Source organism: Streptomyces sp. NPDC048507 (assembly GCF_043199995.1).
Classification (GTDB): Bacteria; Actinomycetota; Actinomycetes; order Streptomycetales; family Streptomycetaceae; genus Streptomyces.
The window spans coordinates 1,026,048-1,048,574 of the sequence record NZ_JBICWZ010000001.1; the positions used below are offsets into that span (position 1 = coordinate 1,026,048).

The following is a 22,527-nucleotide window of genomic DNA, read 5'->3' on the forward strand; positions in this document are numbered from 1 at the left end:
GGTCTCCCCGCCGAGGGAGTGATGAGGCTGTGACCTGCGGCTGTTCCATCGGACGGGAGTGATCATTAGGGTGCGTGGGTGACGGAAGACGACGAGACGCCCGCGGGGCGGAACACCCCGGACGACGAGTGGAACGACCTCGTCCGCCGGTTCGAGGCGGAACGAGCCGCTCTGCCGGACGCGCCCGCCGCGGTCCCCCCGGCCGCGCCCCGGCGGGTGTGGCCGCTGCACCTGGCCCTGGCGCTGGTGGCCGCGGGCGCCGCCTTCGGCGTGCTGAAGTACACCGGAGCCTCATCCGGTGACGGCGGCGGCGTCGTCGGAGCGGCGCGTCCGGCGGTGACCGCGGCCGCCCGCGAGGGGTCCGCCGCGCCGGCCCGGGGCGCCGCCGCCGGACCCGCCGGCGCGAGGCCGCTGGTGCCGCTCGCGGACCTGTTCCCGGCCGGGATCGAGGGCACCTCCGGGACCGCCTTCACCCGGGTGGGATCCGCCGTGCTTGCGTCGTGCACGGAACCCGACGCCGTCGGGCCTCGGCTGGCCGCGATGATCCGGGACGGGGCGGGCTGTGCCGGCGAGCAGACCGCCCTCTACAAGGACGAGGGGAACAACCAGTTCACCCTGGCCGTCTTCACCCTCGAGGACCCCGTCGACGCGGTGCACATCGTGGCCCGGCTGGGGACGGCCTTCGACGACTACCAGGTCGCCGTCCAGGGCCCGCCCCCCGGGTCCGGCCTCGCGACGCTGCCCCCCGACAGCGGCTTGGTGCAGGGCTTCGGGAGCAGCGGCCGTGTCGTGGTCGTCGCCCTGGGGCAGTGGTCCGACGGCCGGACCGCCGATTTCCAGCGGCTCGTGGACCGGATGACACCGCTCCGGGACGCGGTCGCCCGGAAGGCGGCCGCGTACGAGGACGCGGGCTGAGCGTGCGCCCCGGCCGGGCCGCACCGGCGCTCACGCGCTCACGGACTCACGCACTCCCGTCGGCGCGTCCGGCCCGCCGGGAGCGCAGCAGCTCCAGGCCGACCGGGATCAGGGACACGGCGACGATGGCCGCGATGATCGGCAGCAGGTAGCGGTCGACGTCGGGCACGGCGGCGCCGAGCGCGTAACCGGCCAGGACGAGGCCGACGGTCCACAGCAGGCCGCCCAGCACCTGCCAGAGCGCGAACGTGCGCGCCGGGACGCCGAGGATCCCGGCGAGGGGATTGAGCACGGTCCGCACGATGGGCAGGAAGCGCGCCAGGACGATGGCCTTCGCGTACCCGTAGCGTTCGAGGATCTCCCCGGCCCTGGCGGCGCCCCCGCTGATTTTGCGGGACTTCGTCCGGGTCAGGAACGCCGGCCCCGCCTTGCGGCCGAGCAGGTAGCCGGTCTGCGCGCCGGCCAGGGCGCCGGCGGCGGAGGCCACGATGACCCAGGGCAGCGACAGGTGCCCGGGGGTGGTGGCCGAACCCGCGCACAGCAGCCCGGCGGTGAACAGCAGGGAGTCGCCGGGCAGGAAGAACCCGATGAGGAGTCCGGTCTCGGCGAACAGGACGACCGCGACGCCGATCGTCCCGAAGGCCGCGAGCAGGGACTGGGCGTCGAGCAGGTTCACGGCGAGGTGCGCCGCGGGCGCTGCGGCGAGCTGGTGCAGGGGCATCGGTACGGTCCCATCGGTGATCGCGGTAGGCGGGGGGCGCGGGCGCACGGTGCACAGGATGGTAGTGGGTCTACCGTGCTGTAGACGCTCTCGTGCGGGGGATTTTCCGGGGCCGGACGGTGCGTCAGGCGGTGTCGGGGGGCCGGCCGGCCGTCCGCCGCAGGTAGGCGTACGCCAGGAGGGCGAGCCACGCGGTGGCGAACAGCCACCCCCCGAGGACGTCGGTGAACCAGTGGACGCCGAGGTAGACGCGGGTGGGTCCGACCGCCGCGCCCCACAGCCCGATCAGCACGCACGCGGTCCGGGAGACCCCGGGCCCGCGCAGCAGCAGTGCCGCGACCAGCAGCCCGGCGGTCAGCGCGGCGGTGGTGGTGTGGCCGGAGGGGAAGGACCAGCCCGAGGCGTGCGTGGCCCAATCCCCGGCCGGCGGGCGCGGCCGGGCGATGAGCGTCATGGTCGCGTACCTCAGTGCCTGGCCCGCGCCGAGGCACAGCAGCAGGGCGGCGGCCGTCCAGGCGCGCTGCCGTGCCGTGCGCCCCGCGTACAGCCCCGCCAGCACGACGAGCGCGTACGGGACGAAGCCGGTGCCGGTGTAGGTGAGGGCGCGGGCCGCCGCGACGGCCGCGCCGGGACGGTGGTCCACCGACCAGCGGTGCAGCCCCGCGTCGGCGGGCAGCAGGTGCGCCGGAGCCCGTACGACCCACAGGGCCAGCAGGGCGAAGAGGGCCGCCGCCACCAGCGCCGCCCATCCGGCCGGCCGGATGGCCCGGGCCCGCGTCACGTGTCGGCCGTCAAGGCGGCGGGACCGCTCGGGCGGGGTACGAAAGGGGTCATGCGGGCGGAGCCTCTCGAAGGAGCCGGGCAGGGGGCCGCCGGGCGGGCGCCGGGTGACTACAGCCCGGTAGACGGTCTACCGCACTGTAGGCGATCCCGGTGGTGGGGGCGGGGCGGTGGCGCGGTCAACGGCCGGGCGGCCGGCGGCCGGGGTGCGCGGCGCCGCCCTCAGGCGGCGAGGACGCCGGTCCCGAGGAGGCCGAGGAGCAGGACCCCGACCGCGATCCGGTAGATGACGAAGGCGTTGAAGGAGTGCTTGGCGACGAACTTGAGCAGCCAGGCGATCGAGGCGTAGGCGACGGCGAAGGACACCACGGTGCCGACGGCCAGCGGGAGCGGGTCCACGCCCGTGCCGACCGCGTCCTTGAGCTCGTACAGGCCGGCCCCGGTCAGGGCGGGGATGCCGAGGAAGAAGGAGAGCCGGGTGGCGGCGACGCGTTCGAGGTCGAGGATCAGGCCGGTCGAGATCGTGGCGCCGGAGCGGGAGAAGCCGGGGAAGAGGAGGGCCAGGATCTGCGAACAGCCCACCAGCATGGCGTCCTTGAGGCCGGTGTCGTCCTCGCCGCGCTTGTGGCGGCCCATCCGGTCGGCCGCCCACATGAGTCCGCTGCCGACGATGAGGGAGCCGGCCACCACCCACAGCGAGGCCAGCGTGCCTTCGATGAGCGGTTTGGCAGCCAGCCCCACGGCCACGATCGGGAGGGTGGCGTAGATGACCCACCAGGCGAACTTGTAGTCGTGGTGGTACCGCTCCTCGCGGTCGGCCAGCCCCCGGCCCCACGCCTTCAGGATCCGGGCGATGTCCTTGGAGAAGTAGACCAGGACCGCGGCGATGGCTCCGACCTGGATCACCGCGGTGAAGGCGACGACCGCCTTGTCGCCCACGGGGATCCCCATCAGCCCCTCGGTGATCTTCAGATGGCCGGTGGAGGAGACCGGCAGGAATTCGGTGACCCCTTCGACGATCCCGAGGACCGCTGCCTGCCCGATGCCGATGGTGCTCAATGCGTCCGTCCCTACGGTTGTGCCTTGAGGTCTACAAGTGTGTAGACGATGGGGGTGACTGTAGAGGATCCGCGGGCAGGTGCGCCACGCCCCGCGCCACGCCCGGCTCCACGGCCCGTGTCCGGCCTGCGTGGCGATCACCGCCGGGGGCCGCCAGAATGAGAGGCCGGAGGGACTTGCGCAGGTAGTGGCAGCAGCGGGGGATCGCAGGGGAGTGCCCATGTGCCGATGGCTCGCCTACTCGGGGACGACCATGTTGCTCGACACCATCCTCTACAAACCCGCCCATTCGCTGATCGACCAGAGCCTGCACTCCAAGTTGGGCGTGGAGACGACGAACGGCGACGGATTCGGCATCGGCTGGTATTCGGAGGGCAACGAGACCCCGGCGCTCCTGCGCGACGTCGGTCCGGCCTGGAACAACCGCAACCTGCGCGAGATGGCGGACCACGTCAGCTCCCCGCTCTTCTTCGCCCACATCCGGGCGTCGACCGGGACGGCCGTGCAGCAGTCGAACTGCCACCCGTTCCGGCACGGCCGCTGGATGTTCATGCACAACGGCGCCATCGACGGGTTCCACCTGATGCGCCGGGACCTCTGCCTCCTGGTCGACCCCGCGCTCTTCGTCCACATCGAGGGGACGACCGACTCCGAGGTGATGTTCCACCTCGCCCTCACCTACGGACTGGACCGGGATCCGCCGGCCGCCGTGGCCCGCATGGCGGGCACCGTCGAGCGCGTGGGCCGCGAACACGGCGTCGAGTTCCCGCTCCAGATGACCCTCGCCGTGACCGACGGCGTGAGCCTGTGGGCCTTCCGCTACTCCACCCGGCACGCTTCGCGGTCGCTGTTCTACAGCAGCCGGGTGGACGCCCTGCGCAGGCTCCACCCCGACGTCGCGTTCCTGCGCGACATCTCCGAGGAGACCCGCCTGATCGTCTCCGAGCCCCTCGGTGACCTGCCCGGCGCGTGGAACGCCGTACCGGAGAGCAGTTACGGCGTGGTCCGTCCCGGCCAGGACGAGATGCACCCCTTCACCCCGCAACCCGTATGACGCCCCGCGTGGAGGCACGATGCGCCCCTACCCGCCGATCGCCGAGCACGGACTGATCGGGGATATGCAGACCTGCGCGCTCGTCTCCTCGGAGGGGGTCCTGGACTGGTTCTGCGCGCCCCGTTTCGACTCGCCCAGCGTCTTCGCGGCCCTCCTCGACCACGAGCGCGGCGGGTACTTCGCCATCACCGCGGAAGGGGCGCCGGGGGAGGGCGGGGTGACCACCCGCCAGCTCTACCTGGCCGACACGGCCATCCTCCTCACCCGGTTCCTGACCCCCGAGGGCGTCGGTGAGGTCGTCGACTTCATGCCCGTCCCCGAGGGGTCCACCGCCACCGACCGGCACGAAGTGGTGCGCTACATGCGCGTGGTACGCGGCACCGTGCGCTTCACGCTGCGGTGCCGGCCCCGCTTCGACTACGGCAGGGCGCCGCACGCGCTCACCCTGGACGGCGCCTGCGCCGCGCGCTTCGAGGGGCCGGGCGTGACCGCGCACCTCCAGTCCGTCGGCGCGGTACGGCTGCTGGCCGACGGCCGGGACGTGGCCGCGACGGTCACCCTCGACGCGGGCCAGAACGCGGCCGTCCTGCTGACGGTCACCGGCCCGGGGGACGAGCCCCCCGGGCCGGCCGAACCGGCCGCCATGGTCGAGCGGTTCGTCGCGGCACGCGGCTTCTGGCACGGCTGGATCGGCCGCTGTACCTACCGCGGCCGCTGGCAGCAGATGGTCAACCGGTCCGCCATCACCCTCAAGCTCCTCACCTACGCGCCCTCGGGCGCCCCGGTGGCCGCGGCCACCATGGGCCTGCCCGAGCAGGAAGGCGGCGAGCGCAACTGGGACTACCGCTACACCTGGGTGCGCGACGCCTCGCTGTCGGTGCGCGCCATGCGGGACCTCGGATTCACCGACGAGGCCGACGCCTTCCGCCGCTGGCTCCAGCAACGCCTGCACGACGGCGGCGCCCCGGGCGGCGAACCCCTCCAGATCATGTACCGCGTCGACGGGGACCCGTACCTGAGCGAAGAGGTCCTCGGCCACCTGGAGGGGTGGCGCCGCTCGGCCCCGGTGCGGGCGGGCAACGGCGCCGCGGACCAGCTCCAGCTGGACATCTACGGCGAGGCGGTCTACGCCCTCGCCCAGTCGGGCCGGACCAGCGACGTCGTCGGCTACGACGCCTGGAAGCGCTCCGCCGGGCTCCTCGACTGGCTGGGCGACCACTGGGACCGCCCCGACGAGGGCATCTGGGAGACCCGCGGCGGCCGGAAGGACTTCACCTACAGCCGTCTCATGTGCTGGGTCGCCTTCGACCGCGGCATCCGGCAGGCCGTGGCCAACGCCCGCCCGGCGGACCTGGCCCGCTGGACCGCCGAGCGCGACGCCATCATGGAACAGATCATGACCCGCGGATGGAGCGCGCAGCGGCGGGCGTTCGTCCAGCACTACGACAGCACCGTCCTGGACGCCTCCCTGCTGCTGATGCCGCTCGTCGGTTTCATCGCCCCCAAGGACCCGCGCTGGCTCTCCACCCTGGACGCCATGGACGCCGAACTCGTCTCGGACAGCCTCGTCTACCGCTACGACCCCCAGGCCTCTCCCGACGGCCTCCAGGGCGCCGAGGGCACCTTCTCCCTGTGCAGCTTCCTCTACGTGCACGCCCTGGCCCGGGCAGGGAGGCTCGAGCAGGCCCGTTACGCCTTCGACAAGATGCTGACGTACGCCAACCACGTCGGCCTGTTCGCCGAGGAGATCGGACCCACCGGCGAGCAACTGGGCAACTTCCCACAGGCGTTCACCCACCTCGCCCTCATCACCGCGGCCCTGGCCCTCGACGCCGAGCTCGACCGCGCCGCGGGCCGGCCCCCGGGGTGAGGGGACACCGAGGGGAGCGCTGCCCGGCGGTCAGGGCCGCACGGAGCCCCGGCCGGAGACCGGGCCGCCGCGACGGCCCGCGCGGGCGGCGGCCGTGGGGGCCAGGGCCGCGCGCAGGGGAGCGGCGAGGAGGCGGCGGACCTCGGACGGGGTGAGGGCCGCCGGGGTGGGGAGGGGGTTGAGGTAGCGGGTGTAGATGAGGCCGCCGAGGACCGTCACCACGGCGGTGGCGCGGGCGGTCGCGTCCCGGCCGCCGAGAAATTCAACGAGCCGTCCCAGCAGCTCGTGTTCGAGGTACTCGCGGAGCACCTCGGCGGCCTCCTCGCCCCGGGCGGAGAGCCGGCGGAAGCCGGTGTCCTCCCACAGGCCCGTGACCGCGTCGACCAGGCGCTCCGGGAGGGTGGCGGGATCGCCGCCGAGGACCTCGTCCACCGTCAGCGCGGTGGCGCAGTGGAACTGCATCACGTCCGCGAACAGGCCCTTCTTGGAGCCGAAGTGGTACGCGATCAGCGCCGGATCGACCCCGGCGGCCGTGGCCACCGCGCGCAGCGTGGTGTTCCGGTAGCCGTGCTCCAGGAACAGCGCGTGGGCCACCGGGACGATCGACGCGCGGATCGGCGGATTGCCCCGGGGGCGGCCCCGGGTGCGGGCGGGCGCGGGGGCGGGTGCGGCGATATTCATCAGCGTTGAGCCTGCGTTCCGGGGCCGACACAGTCAAGGGCGTTCCGGCAACCACACGAAGGGATCACCCGACCTCATGCGCATCGCAGTCTTCGGCGCCAACGGACCGACCGGCCGCCACCTGACCGGCCAGGCCCTCGCCGCCGGCCACCAGGTCGTCGCGGTGACCCGCCGCCCCGGTTCCCTGGCCCCGGCGCCCGGGCTCACCGTGGCCGTGGCCGACGCCACGGACCCGGTGGCCGTCGACGAGGCCGTCGCGGGGACGGACGCCGTCCTCTCCGCGCTGGGCGCACGCTTCACCAAGGAGCGCGTCAGCACGTACTCGGCGAGCGCCACCGTCCTCACCACGGCCATGGGCCGCCACGGCATCGGCCGCCTGCTCGTGGTCAGTTCGAGCGTCGCCGACCCGCACTGGCGCCCCACCGGCGCCCACTTCTTCAACCACGTGCTCGACCCGCTGGTCAACCGGCGGCTCGGCCGCACCCTCCACGAGGACATGCGCCGCATGGAGGACGTGATCCGCGGGACGGGTCTCGACTGGACCCTCGTCCGCCCCTCCGGCCTCTTCGAGCACCCGGTCGTCACGGACTACCACACCGCCGAAACCAGCGCCGACGGCGTCTTCACCGCCCGCACCGACCTGGCCGCGAGCATGCTCCGAGAGCTGGAGGAGCGGCGCTACCTCCGTACGGCGATGGGCGTCGTCACCACCGGGGTGAAGCCGAACGTCGCCAAGCTGATCTGGAACGAGGGCGTCAAGAAGAAGTGACCGGCCCGGCCTCCGGGGGCCCGCCGGGCCACTCCGGCCTTCTCGGCCCCGCCGACACCATCGGCCCCGGACCCTCGCGGTCGCCTCCGCGCCCTCCCCGTACCCCCCGTACCGAAAGCGAAGTGATCCCGCGTGCCCACCGTGCCCGTCCTCGACTCCACCTTCCACTACCGGGAGTCCGGTGACCCCGACGGACTGCCGTTCGTCTTCCTCCACGGCAACCCCACCTCCTCCCACCTGTGGCGCAACGTCCTGCCCGGGGTCGCCGCCCCCGGCCGGCGCCTGCTGGCGCCCGACCTCATCGGGATGGGCGACTCCGGCAAGCCCGACCTCGGCTACTCCTTCGACGACCACGCCCGCCACCTCGACGCCTGGTTCGACGCACTGGGCCTGGCCGAGGCCGTCCTCGTCGGCCACGACTGGGGCGGCGCGCTCGCCTTCGACCGGGCGGCCCGGCTGCCGGGCACCGTGCGCGGCCTCGCCTTCACGGAGACCATCGTCAAGCCGCTGGCCGGGGACGAATTCCCTTCCGCCGGGCGGGAGTTGTTCACCCTGCTGCGCACCCCCGGAGTGGGCGAGGAGATGGTCCTGGAGAACTCGCTGTTCATCGAGGGGCTTCCCGCGACCCTCGCCACCCCGCTGGCCCCGGTCGACCTCGACGCCTACCGGCGCCCCTTCCCGACCCCGCGCAGCCGCCGCCCGGTGCTGGCGTGGACGCGCATGATGCCGCTGGACGGCGAGCCGGCCGAGGTCGTGGAGCGCATCGAGCGCTACGACGCGTGGCTGGCCGCGAGCACCGAAGTTCCCAAACTGCTGGCCGCGTTCGAACCGGGCCCGGGCGCGATGACCGGCCCGGAGACGGTGGCCTGGTGCGAGCGGAACATTGCCGCCCTGGAGGTCTCCCGGCACGGTCCGGCCGGCCACCACTCGCCGGAGGACCGCCCCGGGGAGCTGGCGGCGGCGATCGACGGCTGGGCCGTCCGGCACGGACTGACGCGCCGGTAGTCCCGCGAGGCCATCGGGGACTTCCGGGCCCGTGCCCGCTTGGTGGGGATTTGGGATTTCCGATGGCGTATCAAAACTCAGCCCCGGGTAATGCCGAATCCGTGTCCAGAAACGCAAGAAATGACCCGATTTGGCCAGAGTGGCCGCGCTCCCGCCCCGCGCACGGCCCGGGATGCGCCGCGCACCCCACCCGGATGGCGGCGGCGCGGTGACCGGCGCCCCGGCGACCCCGGCGACTCCGGCCGCCGCGGATCCGGCCGCCGCCCCCGGTGCGGTCCCCGCCGGACCGGCCGCGTCCGAGACGTCCACCCACTGCCCGTACTGCGCCCTGCAGTGCGCCACCCTGCTCGGCGGTCCCCGGCACGCGGTACGGGTCCGCCCGGACCCGGGATTCCCCGTGAACCGCGGGAGCCTGTGCCAGAAGGGATGGACCGCCGCGACGGTCCTCGGCGCACCGGACCGCCTCACGACCCCGCTCCTGCGCGACGCGGCCGGCCGGCTCGCCCCGGTGGACTGGGACCGGGCGCTCGGGCACACGGCCGAACGGCTGCGCCGCCTCCGGGCCGCCCACGGTCCGGACTCCGTGGCCGTCCTGGGCGGCGGCGGACTGACCAACGAGAAGGCCTACCTCCTGGGCAAGTTCGCCCGACTGGCCCTCGGCACCGGCCGCGTCGACTACAACGGCCGCTTCTGCATGTCCGCCGCCGCGGTCGCCCAGCAGGCGGCCTTCGGCCTCGACCGGGGCCTGCCCTTCCCCGTCACCGACCTCGACGCGGCCGACGTCGTCCTGCTCGCCGGATCCAACCCGGCCGAGACCATGCCGCCCCTCATGCGCCACCTGGAGCGCGCCGACCTGATCGTGGTCGACCCCCGCCGCACCCGCACCGCCGCCACCGCCGCCCTGCACCTGCGCCCGGTCCCCGGCACCGACCTCGCCCTGGCCCTCGGCCTCTTCCACCTCACCGTCAGCGAGGGACTGCTCGACAAGGCGTACGTGGCCGAACGCACCAACGGCTTCGACGAGACCTGGGCGCGGGCGAGCGCCTGGTGGCCCGAGCGGGTCGAGGCGGTCACCGGCGTACCGGCCGCGGAGCTGCGCACCGCCGCGCGCATGCTCGCCGGCGCGGCCGGTGCCTACGTCCTGACCGGACGCGGCGCCGAGCAGCACAGCAAGGGCGCCGACACGGTCGCCGCGTTCGCCAACCTCGCCCTCGCCCTGGGCCTGCCCGGCCGCCCCGGCCGCGGCTTCGGCACGCTGACCGGCCAGGGCAACGGGCAGGGCGGGCGCGAGATGGGACAGAAGGCCGGCCAGCTGCCCGGCTGCCGCTCGCTGGCCGACCCGGCCGACCGGGCCCACGTCGCCCGCGTCTGGGGCGTCGCCCCCGACCGGCTGCCCGCCCCCGGGAACGGCGCGGGCGCCTACGAGATCCTCGACGCCATCGGCAGCCCCGGCGGACCCCGGGCCCTGCTCGTGTTCGGCTGCAACCCCCTGGTCTCGGCGCCCGACGCCACCCGGGTGGGCCGGCGGCTGGCCGCGCTGGAGCTGCTGGTCGTCGCCGACTTCGTGCCCTCCGAGACGGCCCTGGCCGCCGACGTGGTCCTGCCCGTCACCCAATGGGCCGAGGAGGAGGGGACCCTGACCAGCCTTGAGGGCCGGGTCCTGCGCAGGCGCCGCCTGCTCGACCCGCCGCCCGGCGTGCGCCCGGACCCCGCCGTCATCGCGGAGCTGGCCGTACGGCTCGGCGAGCCCGCGGCACGCTTCCCCGCCGATCCGCGCACCGTCTTCGAGGAGATCAGGGCGGCCACCCGGGGCGCCCCCGCCGACTATTCGGGCATCGACTACGCGCGGCTCGACGCGGGAGAGGCCCTGTACTGGCCCTGCCCGGAGGGCGCCGGCCCCACCCCGAGGCCCTTCCTCGACCGGTTCGCGCACCCCGACGGCCGGGCGCGGTTCACGCCCGTCGAGCACCGCGAGGCGGCCGAACGCCCCGACCGGCGTTTCCCGCTGTACGCGACCACGGGCCGGGTCCTGGCCCAGTACCAGAGCGGGGCCCAGACCCGGCGGGTGCCCGAACTGCTCGAAGCGGCCCCCGGACCCTTCGTGCAGGTGCATCCCGACACGGCGGCCCGCGCCGGACTCGCAGACGGACAGCGCGCCCGCATCGTGTCGGCCCGCGGCGCCACCGTGGCGGAGGTCCGCTGCGATGCCACGCTGCGCACCGACACCGTCTTCGTGCCGTTCCACTTTCCGGGCGCCGGGCGGGCCAACCTGTTCACGCACGCCGCACTGGACCCCCGCAGCGGGATGCCCGAGTTCAAGGTGTGCGCGGTACGCCTGGAGGCCGCCCCGTGACCGGCCCGGTGAACGGCTTCGCGCGGGTGCGCCGGCGGGGGAGCGCGGATCCCGAGCGGATCGTCGTCGTCGGATACGGCCCCGCCGCCCACCGGCTGGTGGAGCGGCTCGGCCACCACGGTGGGGCGGGCCCGGTCACCGTCCTCGGCGCCGAGCCGGAACCGGCCTACAATCGGCCCCTGCTGACCCACGTACTGGACGGCTCGCTGCCGGCGGACGCACTGCGGCTGCCCGAACCGCCCCCGGGAACGGTGGTGCGGCTCGGTGTCCGGGCCGTCGCCCTCGACCGGCGCCGGCGCCTGGTGCACACCGACGACGGCGAGCGCCACCCGTACGACCGGCTCGTCCTCGCCACCGGCGCCACGCCGCTGGTGCCCGGGCTGCCCTGGGCGCGCGGCGCCGACGGGCGCCTCACGGAGGGGATCCGGGCGCTGCGGACCCTCGCCGACGGGACGCTCCTCGATGCGAGGGGCACCGCGGTGGCGGTGATCGGCGGCGGTGTCCTGGCCGTCGAGGCCGCGCTGGCCCTGCGCCGCCGCGGCCGTCCGGTGACCCTGGTCCACCGGGGCCCGTACCCGCTCGACCGCCACCTCGACCCGCGCGGCGGTGACACCCTCACCGCCCGGCTGCGCGCCCTCGACGTGGACGTACGGGCCGGCCGGAGCGTCGTGGCCCGCGCGCCGGGGGCCCTGGTGCTCGACGACGGCAGCCGGACCGATGCCGACGAGGTCCTGCTGTGCCTCGGGGCCCGCCCCCGGGTGGCGCTCGCCCGGTCGGCCGGGCTGGCGGTGCGCACCGGCGTCCTCGTGGACCACCGGCTGCGCACCAGCGCCGCCCGGGTGCACGCGCTGGGCGACTGCGCCGAGCCCCTCGACGCGACGGAGCCCGCCGGGCGGGTGCCCGCGGGCGGTTTCGCGGCGGCCTGGGACCAGGCCGAGACCCTGGCCGTGCTGCTCACCGGGGGCCGGGTCCGGCCCGACGGGAGCCGGCGGGTGCTGCGGCTGAAGGCGGAGGAACTCGACCTGATGCGGGTCGGCACCCCGGAGGGCGCCGAGGAGACCGTCGTACTCGGTGACGCGGGCCGGGGGCGGTACGCGCGGCTGTCGCTGGCGGGCGGGCGGCTCACCGGCGCCGAGCTGATCGGTCTCGGCCGCGCCGCGGCCGACGTGGTGCGGCTGCACGAGCGGGGCGGGACCGTGCCCGCCGACCGGCTGGCACTGCTGCTGGGCGGCCCGCCCGGGTACGCGGCCGGTCCGCCGCCCGGGACGGCCCTGGTCTGCCACTGCAACAACGTCACCGGTGACGCGCTGGCCGCCGCCTGGCGGGCCGGGGCCCGTACGGGCGAGGCGCTGGCGGCGGCCACCCGGGCGGGCACCGGCTGCGGGGGCTGCCGGGACGAGGTCCGGGACCAGTGCGCCGCGTGGGCCGCCGAAGCGGAAACGGGAACGGGAGCGGAACCGCGAACAGGGACAGCGGCGGCAGAAGAAGCGGAACAAGCGGAACAAGCAGAGGCGCGAGCGGGAGCGACGGCGGCCGGGCGGCCGCGGGAGGCGGGGCAGCGGTGACAGGGGTGCTCGTCGTGGTCGGCCACGGGATGGTGGGGCACCGGCTGGTGCGCGAGGTGCGGGAACGCGACCGGTCGGACCGGTGGCGGATCGTCGTGCTGGCGGAGGAATCCCGGCCCGCCTACGACCGGATCGCCCTCTCGGCGTACGCGCGCGGCGCCGACCCGGCGGAACTCACCCTGGACGGAGCCGCGTTCACCGGTGACGAGCGGGTCCGTTCCCGGCGGGCGAGCCCGGTGGCACGGATCGACCGGGCGCGGCGCACGGCGTACTGCGCGGACGGCACTGCCGTGCGGTACGACGCGCTGGTACTGGCCACCGGAGCGCGGCCCTTCGTACCGCCGGTGCCGGGGCACGACCTGCCGGGATGCCATGTGTACCGCACGCTCGACGACGTGACGGCGATCCGGTCGGCGGCCCGCCCCGGCCGGCCGGCGGTGGTCGTCGGCGGGGGCCTGCTCGGGCTGGAGGCCGCGGGCGCGCTCGCCGCGCTCGGGATGTGCCCGCAGGTGGTGGAGGCCGCTCCCTGGCTGATGGCGGTCCAGCTGGACGAGGGCGCGGGGCGGGTACTGGGCCGCCTGGTGGGCGCGCTGGGCGTGCGGCCCCGGTGCGGAGCCGGGCTGAAGTCCGTCGACGCCGGGCCGGACGGCCGCGTCCGTACGGTGACCCTCGCCGACGGGGAGCTCCTCGACGCCGCCCTCGTCGTCTTCTCCACGGGCGTCCGCCCGCGCGACGAACTGGCCGCGGCGGCGGAGCTGCCCACCGGCGAGCGCGGCGGCTTCCTCGTGGACGCCCGCTGCCGCACCCCCGACCCCCGGGTGTGGGCGGTGGGCGACTGCGCCGCCGTGGAGGGCCGCTGCCACGGCCTGCTGGCCCCCGGGTACCGGATGGCCGAGACGGTGGCCCGGGAACTGTGCGCGGATCCGGGGGAGCCGTTCACCGACCCGGACCTGTCCACCAAGCTCAAGCTGCTCGGGGTGGAGGTGGGGAGCTTCGGGGACGCGCACGCCCGCTCCGAGGGGGCGATGGAGTTCATCCGCAGCGACCGGGGCGGCGAGCGGTACGCGAAGCTGGTCCTCGACGGGACGACGGGCGCCCTGCTCGGCGGGGTGCTGGCGGGCGACACGGCCCCGTACGCCACCCTCCACTCCCTCCTCGGCAGGCCCCTTCCGGACCCCCCTCACCTGCTGCTCGGCCCGGTCGCCCGCTGACTCCCGCCCGGCGGACCGCCCCGTACCCGGCCATCCCGGGGCGGGGTGAATGCCCCGATTCACGCCTTATGCGATTTCAGCAACGCGGAGTGACTCCCGTCACTTCCCGTGACGGAAGGGACATGGCTCCCGAAGGACCGGGCAAGCGGGCACGAGCACCACCACCGCGGGTCCGCCGCGGTGCCCGATCCGGAGGTACAGCGCGTCGTGTCCGAGCAGCAGACCATCCACATCGCCGGAGCCTGGCGGTCCGCGGTATCAGGAGCCACCCGAGAGGTGCTCGACCCCGCCGACGCGACCGTCCTCGCCGTCGTGGCCGAAGGCGGCACCGCGGACACCGACGCGGCCGTCAGCGCCGCCCGCGCGGCCTTCGACGGCGGTGAATGGCCCCGGACCCCCGTCCTGGAACGGGCCGCGCTGCTGCGCCGCACCGCCGACCTGCTCCAGCGCGACCGCGAACGCATCGGGCTGCTGGAGAGCCGCGACGCGGGCAAGACCCTGGAAGAGGGCCGGGTGGACGTGGACTGCGTCGCCGACGCCTTCCGCTACTTCGCCGGCCTCGTCGCGGGCGAGAGCGCGGGCCGCGTGGTCGACGCCGGCACCCCCGACGTCCACAGCGTCGTCGTCCACGAGCCCGTCGGGGTCTGCGCCCTGATCACCCCGTGGAACTACCCCCTCCTCCAGGCCTCCTGGAAGATCGCCCCCGCCCTCGCCGCGGGCAACACCTTCGTGCTCAAGCCCAGCGAGATCACCCCGCTGTCCAGCGTGGCCCTGATCGGCCTCCTCGCGGAGGCCGGACTGCCCGCCGGCGTCGCGAACCTGGTCACCGGTCCCGGCGATCCCGTCGGCGCGCGCCTGGCCGCCCACCCCGACGTCGACCTCGTCTCCTTCACCGGCGGCCTCACCAGCGGCACGAAGGTGATGCGCGCGGCGGCCGACTCCGTCAAGAAGGTCGCCCTCGAACTCGGCGGCAAGAACCCCAACGTCGTCTTCGCCGACGCCTGCGCCACCGACGAGGGCTTCGACACCGCCGTCGACCAGGCCCTGAACGCCGCCTTCATGCACAGCGGCCAGGTCTGCTCCGCCGGCTCCCGGCTGATCGTCGAGGAGAGCGTCGCCGAGCGCTTCGTCGGCGAACTCGCCCGCCGGGCCGACCGGATCCGCCTCGGCCGCGGCACCGACCCCGGCGTGGAGTGCGGCCCGCTCGTCTCCGCCGCCCAGCGCGAACGCACCGAGACCTACGTGGCCTCCGCCCTGGAGGAGGGCGCTGTCCTGCGCTCCGGCGGCGAACGCCCCGACGGACCGGGTTACTTCTACCGGCCGACCGTCCTGGACCGCTGCCACCGCGGGATGCGCGTCGTGCGCGAAGAGGTCTTCGGCCCCGTCCTGACCGTCGAGACCTTCCGCACCGAGGACGAGGCCGTCGCGCTCGCCAACGACACCGAGTTCGGCCTCGCCGGCGCCGTGTGGACCTCCGACCCGGGCCGCGGCCGCCGCGTGGCCGGCCGGCTGCGCCACGGCACCGTCTGGATCAACGACTTCCACCCCTACCTCCCGCAGGCCGAGTGGGGCGGCTTCGGCAAGTCCGGCACCGGACGCGAACTGGGCCCCTCCGGCCTGGCCGAGTACCGCGAGACCAAGCACGTCTACCAGAACCTCGCCCCGCGCCCCGTGCGCTGGTTCGCGGGCTGAAGGAGGAGCGAGCCATGACCACCCCCACGCACCCCCGCGCCGAACGCGCGCCGGAGCACGAGTTCGCCTACGACTACGTCGTCATCGGCGGCGGCACCGCCGGCTCGGTGATCGCCTCCCGCCTCACCGAGGACCCCGACGTCACCGTCGCCGTCATCGAGGGCGGCCCCAGCGACATCGACCGCCCCGACGTCCTGACCCTGCGCCGCTGGATGGGCCTGCTCGGCGGCGAGCTCGACTACGACTACCCCACCACCGAGCAGCCCCGCGGCAACTCCCACATCCGCCACAGCCGCGCCCGCGTCCTGGGCGGCTGCTCCTCGCACAACACCCTCATCGCCTTCAAGCCCCTCCCGTCCGACTGGGACGAGTGGGAGCGGGCGGGAGCCGAGGGCTGGCACGCGGCCGCCATGGACCCGTACTTCGACAAGCTCCTCAACCACATCGTCCCGGTGGACGAGAAGGACCGCAACGCCATCGCGCGCGACTTCGTCGACGCCGCGCAGAGCGCCCTGGGCGTCCCGCGCGTCGAGGGCTTCAACCGCAAGCCCTTCCACGAGGGCGCCGGCTTCTTCGACCTCGCCTACCACCCCGAGGACAACAAGAGGTCCTCCGCGTCCGTCGCCTACCTGCACCCCGTGATGGACGACCGCCCCAACCTCCGGATCTTCCTGGAGACCTGGGCCCACCGCCTCGAACTCGACGGCACCCGGGCCCGCGGCGTCCACGTACGCGCCAAGGACGGCACCGAGTCCCTGATCACCGCGCGCCGCGAGGTCCTCGTGTGCGCGGGCGCCGTCGACACCCCCCGCCTGCTCCTCCACTCGGGCATCGGCCCGCGCGCGGACCTGGAAGCCCTCGGCATCCCCCCGGTGCACGACCTGCCCGGAGTGGGGGAGAACCTGCTCGACCACCCCGAATCGGTGATCGTCTGGGAGACCGACGGCCCGATACCGGAGAACTCCGCGATGGACAGCGACGCGGGCCTGTTCGTCCGGCGCGACCCCGACTCCCCGGGCCCCGACCTGATGTTCCACTTCTACCAGGTCCCCTTCACCGACAACCCCGAACGCATCGGCTACGAACGCCCCGCGCACGGCGTGTCGATGACCCCGAACATCCCCAAGCCCCGCAGCCGCGGCCGGCTCTACCTGACCAGCGCGGACCCCGAGGTCAAACCGGCCCTGGACTTCCGCTACTTCACCGACGAGGACGACTACGACGGCCGCACCCTGGTGGACGGCATCAAGATCGCCCGCGAGATCGCGGCGACCGAGCCGCTCGCCGGCTGGCTGCGGCGCGAGGTGTGCCCCGGCCCGGACATCACCGGCGACGAAGAGCTGAGCGCCTACGCCCGCTCCGTCGCGCACACCGTCTACCACCCGGCCGGCACCTGCCGGATGGGCGCCCAGGACGACCCCGGCGCCGTCGTCGGCCCGGACCTCAAGATCCGCGGCCTCGACGGCATCCGCATCGCGGACGCCTCCGTCTTCCCGACGATGCCCGCGGTCAACCCGATGATCGGAGTGCTCATGGTCGGCGAGAAGGCAGCCGAACTGCTGACCCGGGAAGGCGGTGCCCGATGAACACCGCCCCCACCACCGCCGCCACGGCCCCCGCCGGCACCACCGCGGCGCCGCCGGTCTTCTCCGTGGACGGGCTCTGGAAGGTGTTCGGCCCCGAGAAGGCCGCCGCCGAGATCCCCGGCTCCGCCGACCTCGCCGGGCTGTCCGCCGCCGCACTGCGCGAGCGGACGGGCTGCACCGCGGCCGTCCGCGACGTCACCTTCGACGTCCGCAAGGGCGAGGTCTTCGTCGTGATGGGCCTGTCCGGCTCCGGCAAGTCCACCCTCGTACGCTGCCTCACCCGGCTCATCGAGCCCACCGCCGGGAGCCTGTCCATCGACGGCGAGGACGTCCTCGCCATGGACGCCCCCCGGCTGCGCGCCCTGCGCCGCCACCGCGCCGCCATGGTCTTCCAGCACTTCGGCCTGCTCCCGCACCGCAGCGTCCTCGACAACGTCGCGTACGGACTGGAGATCCAGGGCGTCGCGCGGGGCGAGCGCCGCGACAAGGCCGCCGAACTCGTCGCCAAGGTCGGCCTCGAAGGACTGGAGGGACGCCGCCCCGGCCAGCTCTCCGGAGGCCAGCAGCAGCGCGTGGGCCTGGCCCGCGCCCTCGCCGCCGACCCCGAAGTCCTCCTGTTCGACGAACCGTTCAGCGCGCTCGACCCCCTCATCCGCCGCGAGATGCAGGAGGAGGTCACCCGGCTCCACCACGAAGAGGGCCGCACCATGGTCTTCATCACCCACGACCTCTCCGAGGCCCTGCGCCTGGGCGACCGGATCGCCCTGATGCGCGACGGCCGGATCGTGCAGCTCGGCACGCCCGAGGAGATCGTCGGCTCGCCCGCCGACGACTACGTACGCGACTTCGTCCGCGACGTCCCGCGCGAACAGGTCCTCACCGTCCGCACCGCCATGCGTCCCGCGACCTCCGCCGAGGCCGAACAGGGACCCGCGCTGAGCCCCGGCACCACCGTGGTCGAGGCCATCCAGGCCGTCGCCCGCACCGGAGGCCCCGCCCGCGTGGTCGACCACGGCCGCTGCCTGGGCGTCGTCGACGACGCGGGCCTGCTCGCCGTCGTGGCCGGACTCCCGGCCGCCACCGGACGGGGGGTGGCGGCGTGAACCGCCCCCTGCGTCCGCCGGTCCCCGTCCCCGACGCCCGGAGGTGGTGCGCGTGACCGCGACCCCGACCCACACCCCGCCCGACACCCGCCCCGCGCCCGCAGGCCGGGCCACCGCACCTCCGGACGCCCCGCAGTCCTCCGGAGGGTCAGCCGGCCCGCACGGCGCCACGGCCGGGTCCCCCGCCCACGACCGCCCCCGCAGAACCCGGACCGGCGGCCGGTCCGCCCGCCGCGCCCTGCTCATACCGATGGGCGCCGCCCTCGCCCTGCTGATCCCGCTCGCCGTGGCCTTCCCGGGCGCCGGCAGCTGGCCCGCGGCCCTGGCCGTCGACCTGTCCGGCCCGCTCGGCCGCGCCGGCGACTGGATCATCGACCACCGCGACAGCCACCCGCTGTTCCTCTACTTCTTCGGCCACGTCAGCAACGCCGTCGTGGTGTCCGTCCGCGCCGTGTACCTGCTCCTCCTCGCGGCCGGCTGGACCGGGGTCACCGCCCTGGCCGCCCTGGTCGCCTGGCGCCTCGCGGGCATCCGCCTCGCCCTGACCTGCGCCGCCGCCTTCGCCGCCTGCGGACTGCTCGGCATGTGGGTGCCGACCATGCAGACCCTCGCGCTCATGGCCGTCGCCGTCGCCGCCTCCGTCGTGCTCGGCGCCCTGCTCGGCCTCGCCGCCGGGCTCTCCCCGCGCGCCGACCGCGTCCTGCGCCCCGTACTCGACACCATGCAGATCCTGCCCGCCTTCGCGTACCTGCTGCCGATGGTGCTGGTCTTCGGCATCGGCGTGCCCGCCGCCGTCCTCGCCACGGTCATCTACGCGGCCCCGCCCATGGCCCGCCTCACCGCCCTCGGCCTGCGCGAGGCGGACGCCGGGGTCATGGAGGCCGCGGCCTCCCTCGGCGCCACCGGACGCCAGCGGCTGCTCACGGCCCGCCTGCCGCTCGCCCGCCGCCGGCTCCTGCTCGGCGTCAACCAGGCCATCATGACCGGCCTGTCCATGGCCGTCATCGCCTCCGTGATCGGCGCGGGCGGTCTCGGCGACCGCGTCTACCAGGCACTCGCCTCCGTCGACGTCGGCGCCGCCCTGGCCGCCGGCATCCCGATCGTGCTGCTCGCCGTCGTACTGGACCGCACCGCCGACGCCGCCGGCCGCCGCATCGGCACCGACCCCGTCCCCGTCGGCGAACGGCACCTGCTGCGCCGGGTGTTCGCCGGCTGGTACGGACGCCTCCTGACCCTCCTGGCGGCCGTCGCCGCCGCCGTCGCCGGCCGCATGGCCACGAGCTCCGTATGGCCCGAGTCCTGGACCGTCTCCCTGGCCGCCCCGGTCAACTCCGCCGTCGCCTGGATGACCGACCACCTCTACTCCGGTGTGCCCGTGGTCGGCGGCACCGCAGACTGGGCCGCCCGGTTCACCGGCTGGATCCTCGACCCGCTGCGCAGCGGACTCCAGGCCGCCCCCTGGTGGCTGCTCCTCCTCGTGGCCTGCGCCCTCGCCCTCCTCGCGGGCACCTGGCGCACCGCACTGACCGCCGTCCTCGCGCTCGCCGCCATCGGCGTGCTCGGCGTGTGGGAACCCTCCCTGGACACGCTGTCCCAGGTGCTCGCCGCCGTCGCGGTCACGCTCGTGCTCGGCTTCGCCATCGCGGTCGCGGCCGCCCGCAGCGCCCGCGCCGAACGGCTGCTGAGGCCCGTCCTCGACGTGTGCCAGACCCTGCCGCAGTTCGTCTACCTGATCCCCGTGGTCGCCCTGTTCGGCGTCGGCCGCGCACCCGCCGCGGCGGCCGCCGTCGTGTACGCGCTGCCGGCCGTCGTCCGGATCACCGTCCAGGGCCTGCGCGAGGTCGACCCCACCGTCGTGGAGTCCGCCCGCTCGCTCGGCGCGACCCGCTCGCAGCTCCTGCGGCAGGTCCAGCTGCCCCTGGCCCGGCCCGCTCTGCTGCTGGCCGTCAACCAGGCCGTGGTCCTCGTACTCGCCGTCGTGATCATCGGCGGCCTGGTCGGCGGCGGCGCGCTCGGCTACGACGTCGTCCTCGGCCTCGCCCAGGGCGACCTGGCCACCGGCCTGGTGGCCGGCGCCGCGATCGTCTGCCTCGGCCTGCTCCTCGACCGCGTCACCCAGCCCGCGAAGGAGGCCTGACATGCCGCGCACCACCCCCCGGCACGCCCTGGCCGCGCTCGCCGCCGCCACCTCACTGGCCGTCCTCACCGGCTGCGGGGCCGCCGACATGACCCGCCAGTCCTCCCCGTACGCCGACGCCCGGGGAGCGAAGACCGTCACCCTCTCCGTCCAGTCGTGGGTCGGCGCCCAGGCCAACACCGCCGTCGCCTCCTACCTCCTGGAACACGAGCTGGGCTACCGCGTGGACACCGTCCAGGTCGACGAGGTCCCCGCCTGGGACGCCCTCAGCCAGGGCCGCGTCGACGCGATCCTGGAGGACTGGGGCCACCCCGAGCAGGAGAAGCGCTACGTCGAGGGCAAGAAGACCATCACCTCCGGCGGCGAGCTCGGTGTGACCGGCCACATCGGCTGGTTCGTCCCCACCTACTTCGCCGAGGCGCACCCCGACGTCACCGACTGGAAGAACCTCGGCAAGTACGCCGACCAGCTGCGCACCCCCGAGAGTCGCGGCAAGGGCCAGCTGATGGACGGCTCACCGTCCTACGTCACCAACGACAAGGCCCTCGTCAAGAACCTGGGCCTGGACCTCGAGGTGGTCTTCGCCGGCTCCGAGGCCGCCCAGATCACCCAGATCAAGCAGTTCGCCAAGGAGCACAAGCCCTTCCTGACGTACTGGTACGAGCCCCAGTGGCTCTTCGAACGCGTCCCGATGACCGAGGTCAAGCTCCCCGAGTACACCGAGGGCTGCGCGGACGACCCGCAGAAGGTGGCCTGCGCCTACCCGCACACGCCCCTGAAGAAGTACCTGAACACCCGCTTCGCGGACACCGGCGGCGAGGCGGCCTCGTTCCTGAAGAAGTTCCACTGGACCAAGGCCCAGCAGAACGAGGTCTCCCTCATGATCGCCGAGGAGAAGCTGTCACCGCAGCAGGCGGCGAAGAAGTGGGCCGACCGCAACGAACAGGTCTGGAAGCCCTGGCTCCAGTGATCACCCCGCTCCCCGCCCCCGCTCCCCGTCGCCCCGCTTCCGCCGGGGCGGCGGGGAGCGCTCGTCTCCCGGCCCCCCGTCGGTCGGCCCGACGCCGACAGGTGTTCACCCGCCGCCCCGGCCGCCCGCGCCGTGCCGGTCGCGGGGGAGGATACCGTGACGTGGCTGTGCCGTCGGGAGCGCAGCCCGGCTGTCGGGCGTTGGACCGTACGAGGGTGCGGTCGTGCCGGGCACACCGCAGCACCCGAGGGATGAGGAGGACCGATGAGCACGGCCGACGAGGGACGGCAGTGGCCGGACGAGGCCAGTCTCGACAACGCGAGGGCGACGCTGTTGCAGCTCCTCGCACGGGCGGGGGTCCCTTCCGGTGACGCACGGGAACTGATCGGGCTCGTGGAGGCCGGCGCGCTCGCCCTCGCGCACGAGGAGCTGAGCGCCGCGGGCCGCACCGCGCCCGGGGACAAGGGCGAGGAGTACGAGGCGGGCCGGCTCGACGGCGCAGACGACGTCCTGGAGGGGCTCGGCGACATCGCCGAGCGGACCCTGCTGCTGGTCGTGAGCCCGGACGGACAGCGCAGCGCGCCGGGGGAGCGGCCGCGCGCCGGCCGGGTGGAGGTGGAGCAGACGCGGGTGGCGCTCACCCCCCTGTACCTGTCGTTCACCGCGGTCTCGGAGCTGGATCCGGAGGTGACCGAGGAAGTTCTCGTCGCGGTCCTCGCCACGATGACCCTGCGCCAGCGGGCCGGGTACGCCGGGCGGCTGACGCGCTTCACCGGAACCCACCGGGCCCGGCTGGAGCGGCTGTTCGCGCAGTTCGGGCCGGGCAGCGCCATCGCGGTGCACGGCCGCTATTCGCTCCTGCACTCCGCCACCAGCATCGCCGTGCTGGAGCGGCTCGCCGCCGCGCCGCAGGAGCTGCGCCTGGAGTGGGACGCCGCGGAACTCCCGCCCGCGTGGCTGGACGGCCTGACCGCCGCCTGGACGGCCGGGGGCTGAGCGCACCGCCGGAGCGCGGGCGGCCGTGGGACGATCGGCGGACGTCCTGTACGCACCTGT

Annotated in this window: 18 protein-coding genes; 14 read left to right on the forward strand and 4 right to left on the reverse strand. The window is 74.7% G+C overall.

The genetic code is table 11. From position 1 onward, the window contains the following. Positions 1 to 78: 78 nt before the first annotated feature. Positions 79 to 915 (forward strand): hypothetical protein, encoded by an 837-nt coding sequence (locus tag ACGFXC_RS04740; RefSeq protein WP_393709427.1) that lies wholly within the window; start codon positions 79 to 81, stop codon positions 913 to 915. 46 nt (positions 916 to 961) lie between these two features. On the opposite strand, the gene ACGFXC_RS04745 is transcribed toward ACGFXC_RS04740, so the two are convergent. The 3 genes from ACGFXC_RS04745 to ACGFXC_RS04755 all read right to left on the reverse strand — a co-directional run bounded on the left by ACGFXC_RS04745 (position 962) and on the right by ACGFXC_RS04755 (position 3,475). Then, positions 962 to 1,636 (reverse strand): DedA family protein, encoded by a 675-nt coding sequence (locus tag ACGFXC_RS04745; RefSeq protein ID WP_393709429.1) that lies wholly within the window; start codon positions 1,634 to 1,636, stop codon positions 962 to 964. Between the two features lie 124 nt (positions 1,637 to 1,760). Beyond that, entirely contained in the window at positions 1,761 to 2,417 is a 657-nt protein-coding gene (locus tag ACGFXC_RS04750; protein ID WP_393709430.1) for a phosphatase PAP2 family protein, read from the reverse strand. Positions 2,418 to 2,638: 221 nt separating this feature from the next. Next, entirely contained in the window at positions 2,639 to 3,475 is an 837-nt protein-coding gene (locus tag ACGFXC_RS04755; protein WP_393709432.1) for an undecaprenyl-diphosphate phosphatase, read from the reverse strand. A gap of 220 nt (positions 3,476 to 3,695) precedes the next feature. Between ACGFXC_RS04755 and ACGFXC_RS04760 the strand changes: the two genes are divergently transcribed. Beyond that, positions 3,696 to 4,529 carry a class II glutamine amidotransferase gene (locus ACGFXC_RS04760; RefSeq protein WP_393709433.1) on the forward strand — a complete coding sequence of 278 codons (834 nt, stop codon included), beginning with the start codon at positions 3,696 to 3,698 and terminating at the stop codon, positions 4,527 to 4,529. 19 nt (positions 4,530 to 4,548) lie between these two features. Continuing rightward, complete coding sequence (locus ACGFXC_RS04765) at positions 4,549 to 6,399, forward strand: glycoside hydrolase family 15 protein (protein ID WP_393709435.1); 1,851 nt, start codon at positions 4,549 to 4,551, stop codon at positions 6,397 to 6,399. Between the two features lie 30 nt (positions 6,400 to 6,429). On the opposite strand, the gene ACGFXC_RS04770 is transcribed toward ACGFXC_RS04765, so the two are convergent. Further along, a complete protein-coding gene (locus ACGFXC_RS04770; RefSeq protein ID WP_393709436.1) occupies positions 6,430 to 7,080 on the reverse strand; it encodes a TetR/AcrR family transcriptional regulator in 651 nt (216 codons plus the stop codon). 76 nt (positions 7,081 to 7,156) lie between these two features. On the opposite strand from ACGFXC_RS04770, the gene ACGFXC_RS04775 reads away from it, so the two are divergent. From ACGFXC_RS04775 to ACGFXC_RS04825, 11 genes are all read left to right on the forward strand, one after another. Continuing rightward, on the forward strand, positions 7,157 to 7,849 hold the full coding sequence (locus ACGFXC_RS04775; RefSeq protein WP_393709438.1) for an NAD(P)-dependent oxidoreductase: 693 nt from the start codon (positions 7,157 to 7,159) through the stop codon (positions 7,847 to 7,849). 132 nt (positions 7,850 to 7,981) lie between these two features. Continuing rightward, positions 7,982 to 8,854: a haloalkane dehalogenase gene (locus ACGFXC_RS04780; protein ID WP_393709440.1), complete on the forward strand. Its 873-nt coding sequence runs from the start codon at positions 7,982 to 7,984 to the stop codon at positions 8,852 to 8,854. 172 nt (positions 8,855 to 9,026) lie between these two features. Further along, the gene (locus ACGFXC_RS04785; RefSeq protein ID WP_393709441.1) at positions 9,027 to 11,207 is read left to right on the forward strand and encodes a molybdopterin oxidoreductase family protein; all 2,181 of its coding nucleotides are present in this window, start codon (positions 9,027 to 9,029) and stop codon (positions 11,205 to 11,207) included. Further along, complete coding sequence (locus ACGFXC_RS04790; protein WP_393709443.1) at positions 11,204 to 12,772, forward strand: FAD-dependent oxidoreductase; 1,569 nt, start codon at positions 11,204 to 11,206, stop codon at positions 12,770 to 12,772. Before ACGFXC_RS04785 ends, ACGFXC_RS04790 begins: the two co-directional genes overlap by 4 nt. Next, a complete protein-coding gene (locus tag ACGFXC_RS04795; RefSeq protein WP_393709445.1) occupies positions 12,769 to 13,983 on the forward strand; it encodes an NAD(P)/FAD-dependent oxidoreductase in 1,215 nt (404 codons plus the stop codon). The genes ACGFXC_RS04790 and ACGFXC_RS04795 overlap by 4 nt, the downstream gene beginning before the upstream one ends. Before the next feature lie 207 nt (positions 13,984 to 14,190). Next, entirely contained in the window at positions 14,191 to 15,675 is a 1,485-nt protein-coding gene (locus tag ACGFXC_RS04800; protein WP_393709447.1) for an aldehyde dehydrogenase family protein, read from the forward strand. 14 nt (positions 15,676 to 15,689) lie between these two features. Continuing rightward, the gene (locus ACGFXC_RS04805) at positions 15,690 to 17,261 is read left to right on the forward strand and encodes a GMC family oxidoreductase (RefSeq protein ID WP_393709448.1); all 1,572 of its coding nucleotides are present in this window, start codon (positions 15,690 to 15,692) and stop codon (positions 17,259 to 17,261) included. Next, positions 17,258 to 18,364, forward strand: coding sequence for a glycine betaine/L-proline ABC transporter ATP-binding protein (locus ACGFXC_RS04810; protein WP_393709450.1), 1,107 nt, complete (start codon positions 17,258 to 17,260; stop codon positions 18,362 to 18,364). Before ACGFXC_RS04805 ends, ACGFXC_RS04810 begins: the two co-directional genes overlap by 4 nt. 250 nt (positions 18,365 to 18,614) lie before the next feature. Further along, a complete protein-coding gene (locus ACGFXC_RS04815; RefSeq protein ID WP_393709617.1) occupies positions 18,615 to 20,501 on the forward strand; it encodes an ABC transporter permease subunit in 1,887 nt (628 codons plus the stop codon). A 1-nt stretch (position 20,502) separates the two neighbouring features. Further along, the gene (locus ACGFXC_RS04820) at positions 20,503 to 21,471 is read left to right on the forward strand and encodes an ABC transporter substrate-binding protein (protein ID WP_393709452.1); all 969 of its coding nucleotides are present in this window, start codon (positions 20,503 to 20,505) and stop codon (positions 21,469 to 21,471) included. 264 nt (positions 21,472 to 21,735) lie between these two features. Next, entirely contained in the window at positions 21,736 to 22,467 is a 732-nt protein-coding gene (locus tag ACGFXC_RS04825) for a hypothetical protein (protein ID WP_393709453.1), read from the forward strand. The last annotated feature ends 60 nt before the right edge of the window (positions 22,468 to 22,527 follow it).

Excerpts from the sequence above, each read along its gene's own strand:
- ACGFXC_RS04760 (WP_393709433.1), top strand. The coding sequence starts at position 3,696 with ATGTGCCGATGGCTCGCCTACTCGGGGACGACCATGTTGCTCGACACC.
- ACGFXC_RS04815 (WP_393709617.1), top strand. The coding sequence starts at position 18,615 with ATGGGCGCCGCCCTCGCCCTGCTGATCCCGCTCGCCGTGGCCTTCCCG.
- ACGFXC_RS04820 (WP_393709452.1), top strand. The coding sequence starts at position 20,503 with ATGCCGCGCACCACCCCCCGGCACGCCCTGGCCGCGCTCGCCGCCGCC.
- ACGFXC_RS04745 (WP_393709429.1), bottom strand. The coding sequence starts at position 1,636 with ATGCCCCTGCACCAGCTCGCCGCAGCGCCCGCGGCGCACCTCGCCGTG.
- ACGFXC_RS04775 (WP_393709438.1), top strand. The coding sequence starts at position 7,157 with ATGCGCATCGCAGTCTTCGGCGCCAACGGACCGACCGGCCGCCACCTG.
- ACGFXC_RS04825 (WP_393709453.1), top strand. The coding sequence starts at position 21,736 with ATGAGCACGGCCGACGAGGGACGGCAGTGGCCGGACGAGGCCAGTCTC.
- ACGFXC_RS04765 (WP_393709435.1), top strand. The coding sequence starts at position 4,549 with ATGCGCCCCTACCCGCCGATCGCCGAGCACGGACTGATCGGGGATATG.
- ACGFXC_RS04785 (WP_393709441.1), top strand. The coding sequence starts at position 9,027 with ATGCGCCGCGCACCCCACCCGGATGGCGGCGGCGCGGTGACCGGCGCC.
- ACGFXC_RS04770 (WP_393709436.1), bottom strand. The coding sequence starts at position 7,080 with ATGAATATCGCCGCACCCGCCCCCGCGCCCGCCCGCACCCGGGGCCGC.
- ACGFXC_RS04810 (WP_393709450.1), top strand. The coding sequence starts at position 17,258 with ATGAACACCGCCCCCACCACCGCCGCCACGGCCCCCGCCGGCACCACC.
- ACGFXC_RS04805 (WP_393709448.1), top strand. The coding sequence starts at position 15,690 with ATGACCACCCCCACGCACCCCCGCGCCGAACGCGCGCCGGAGCACGAG.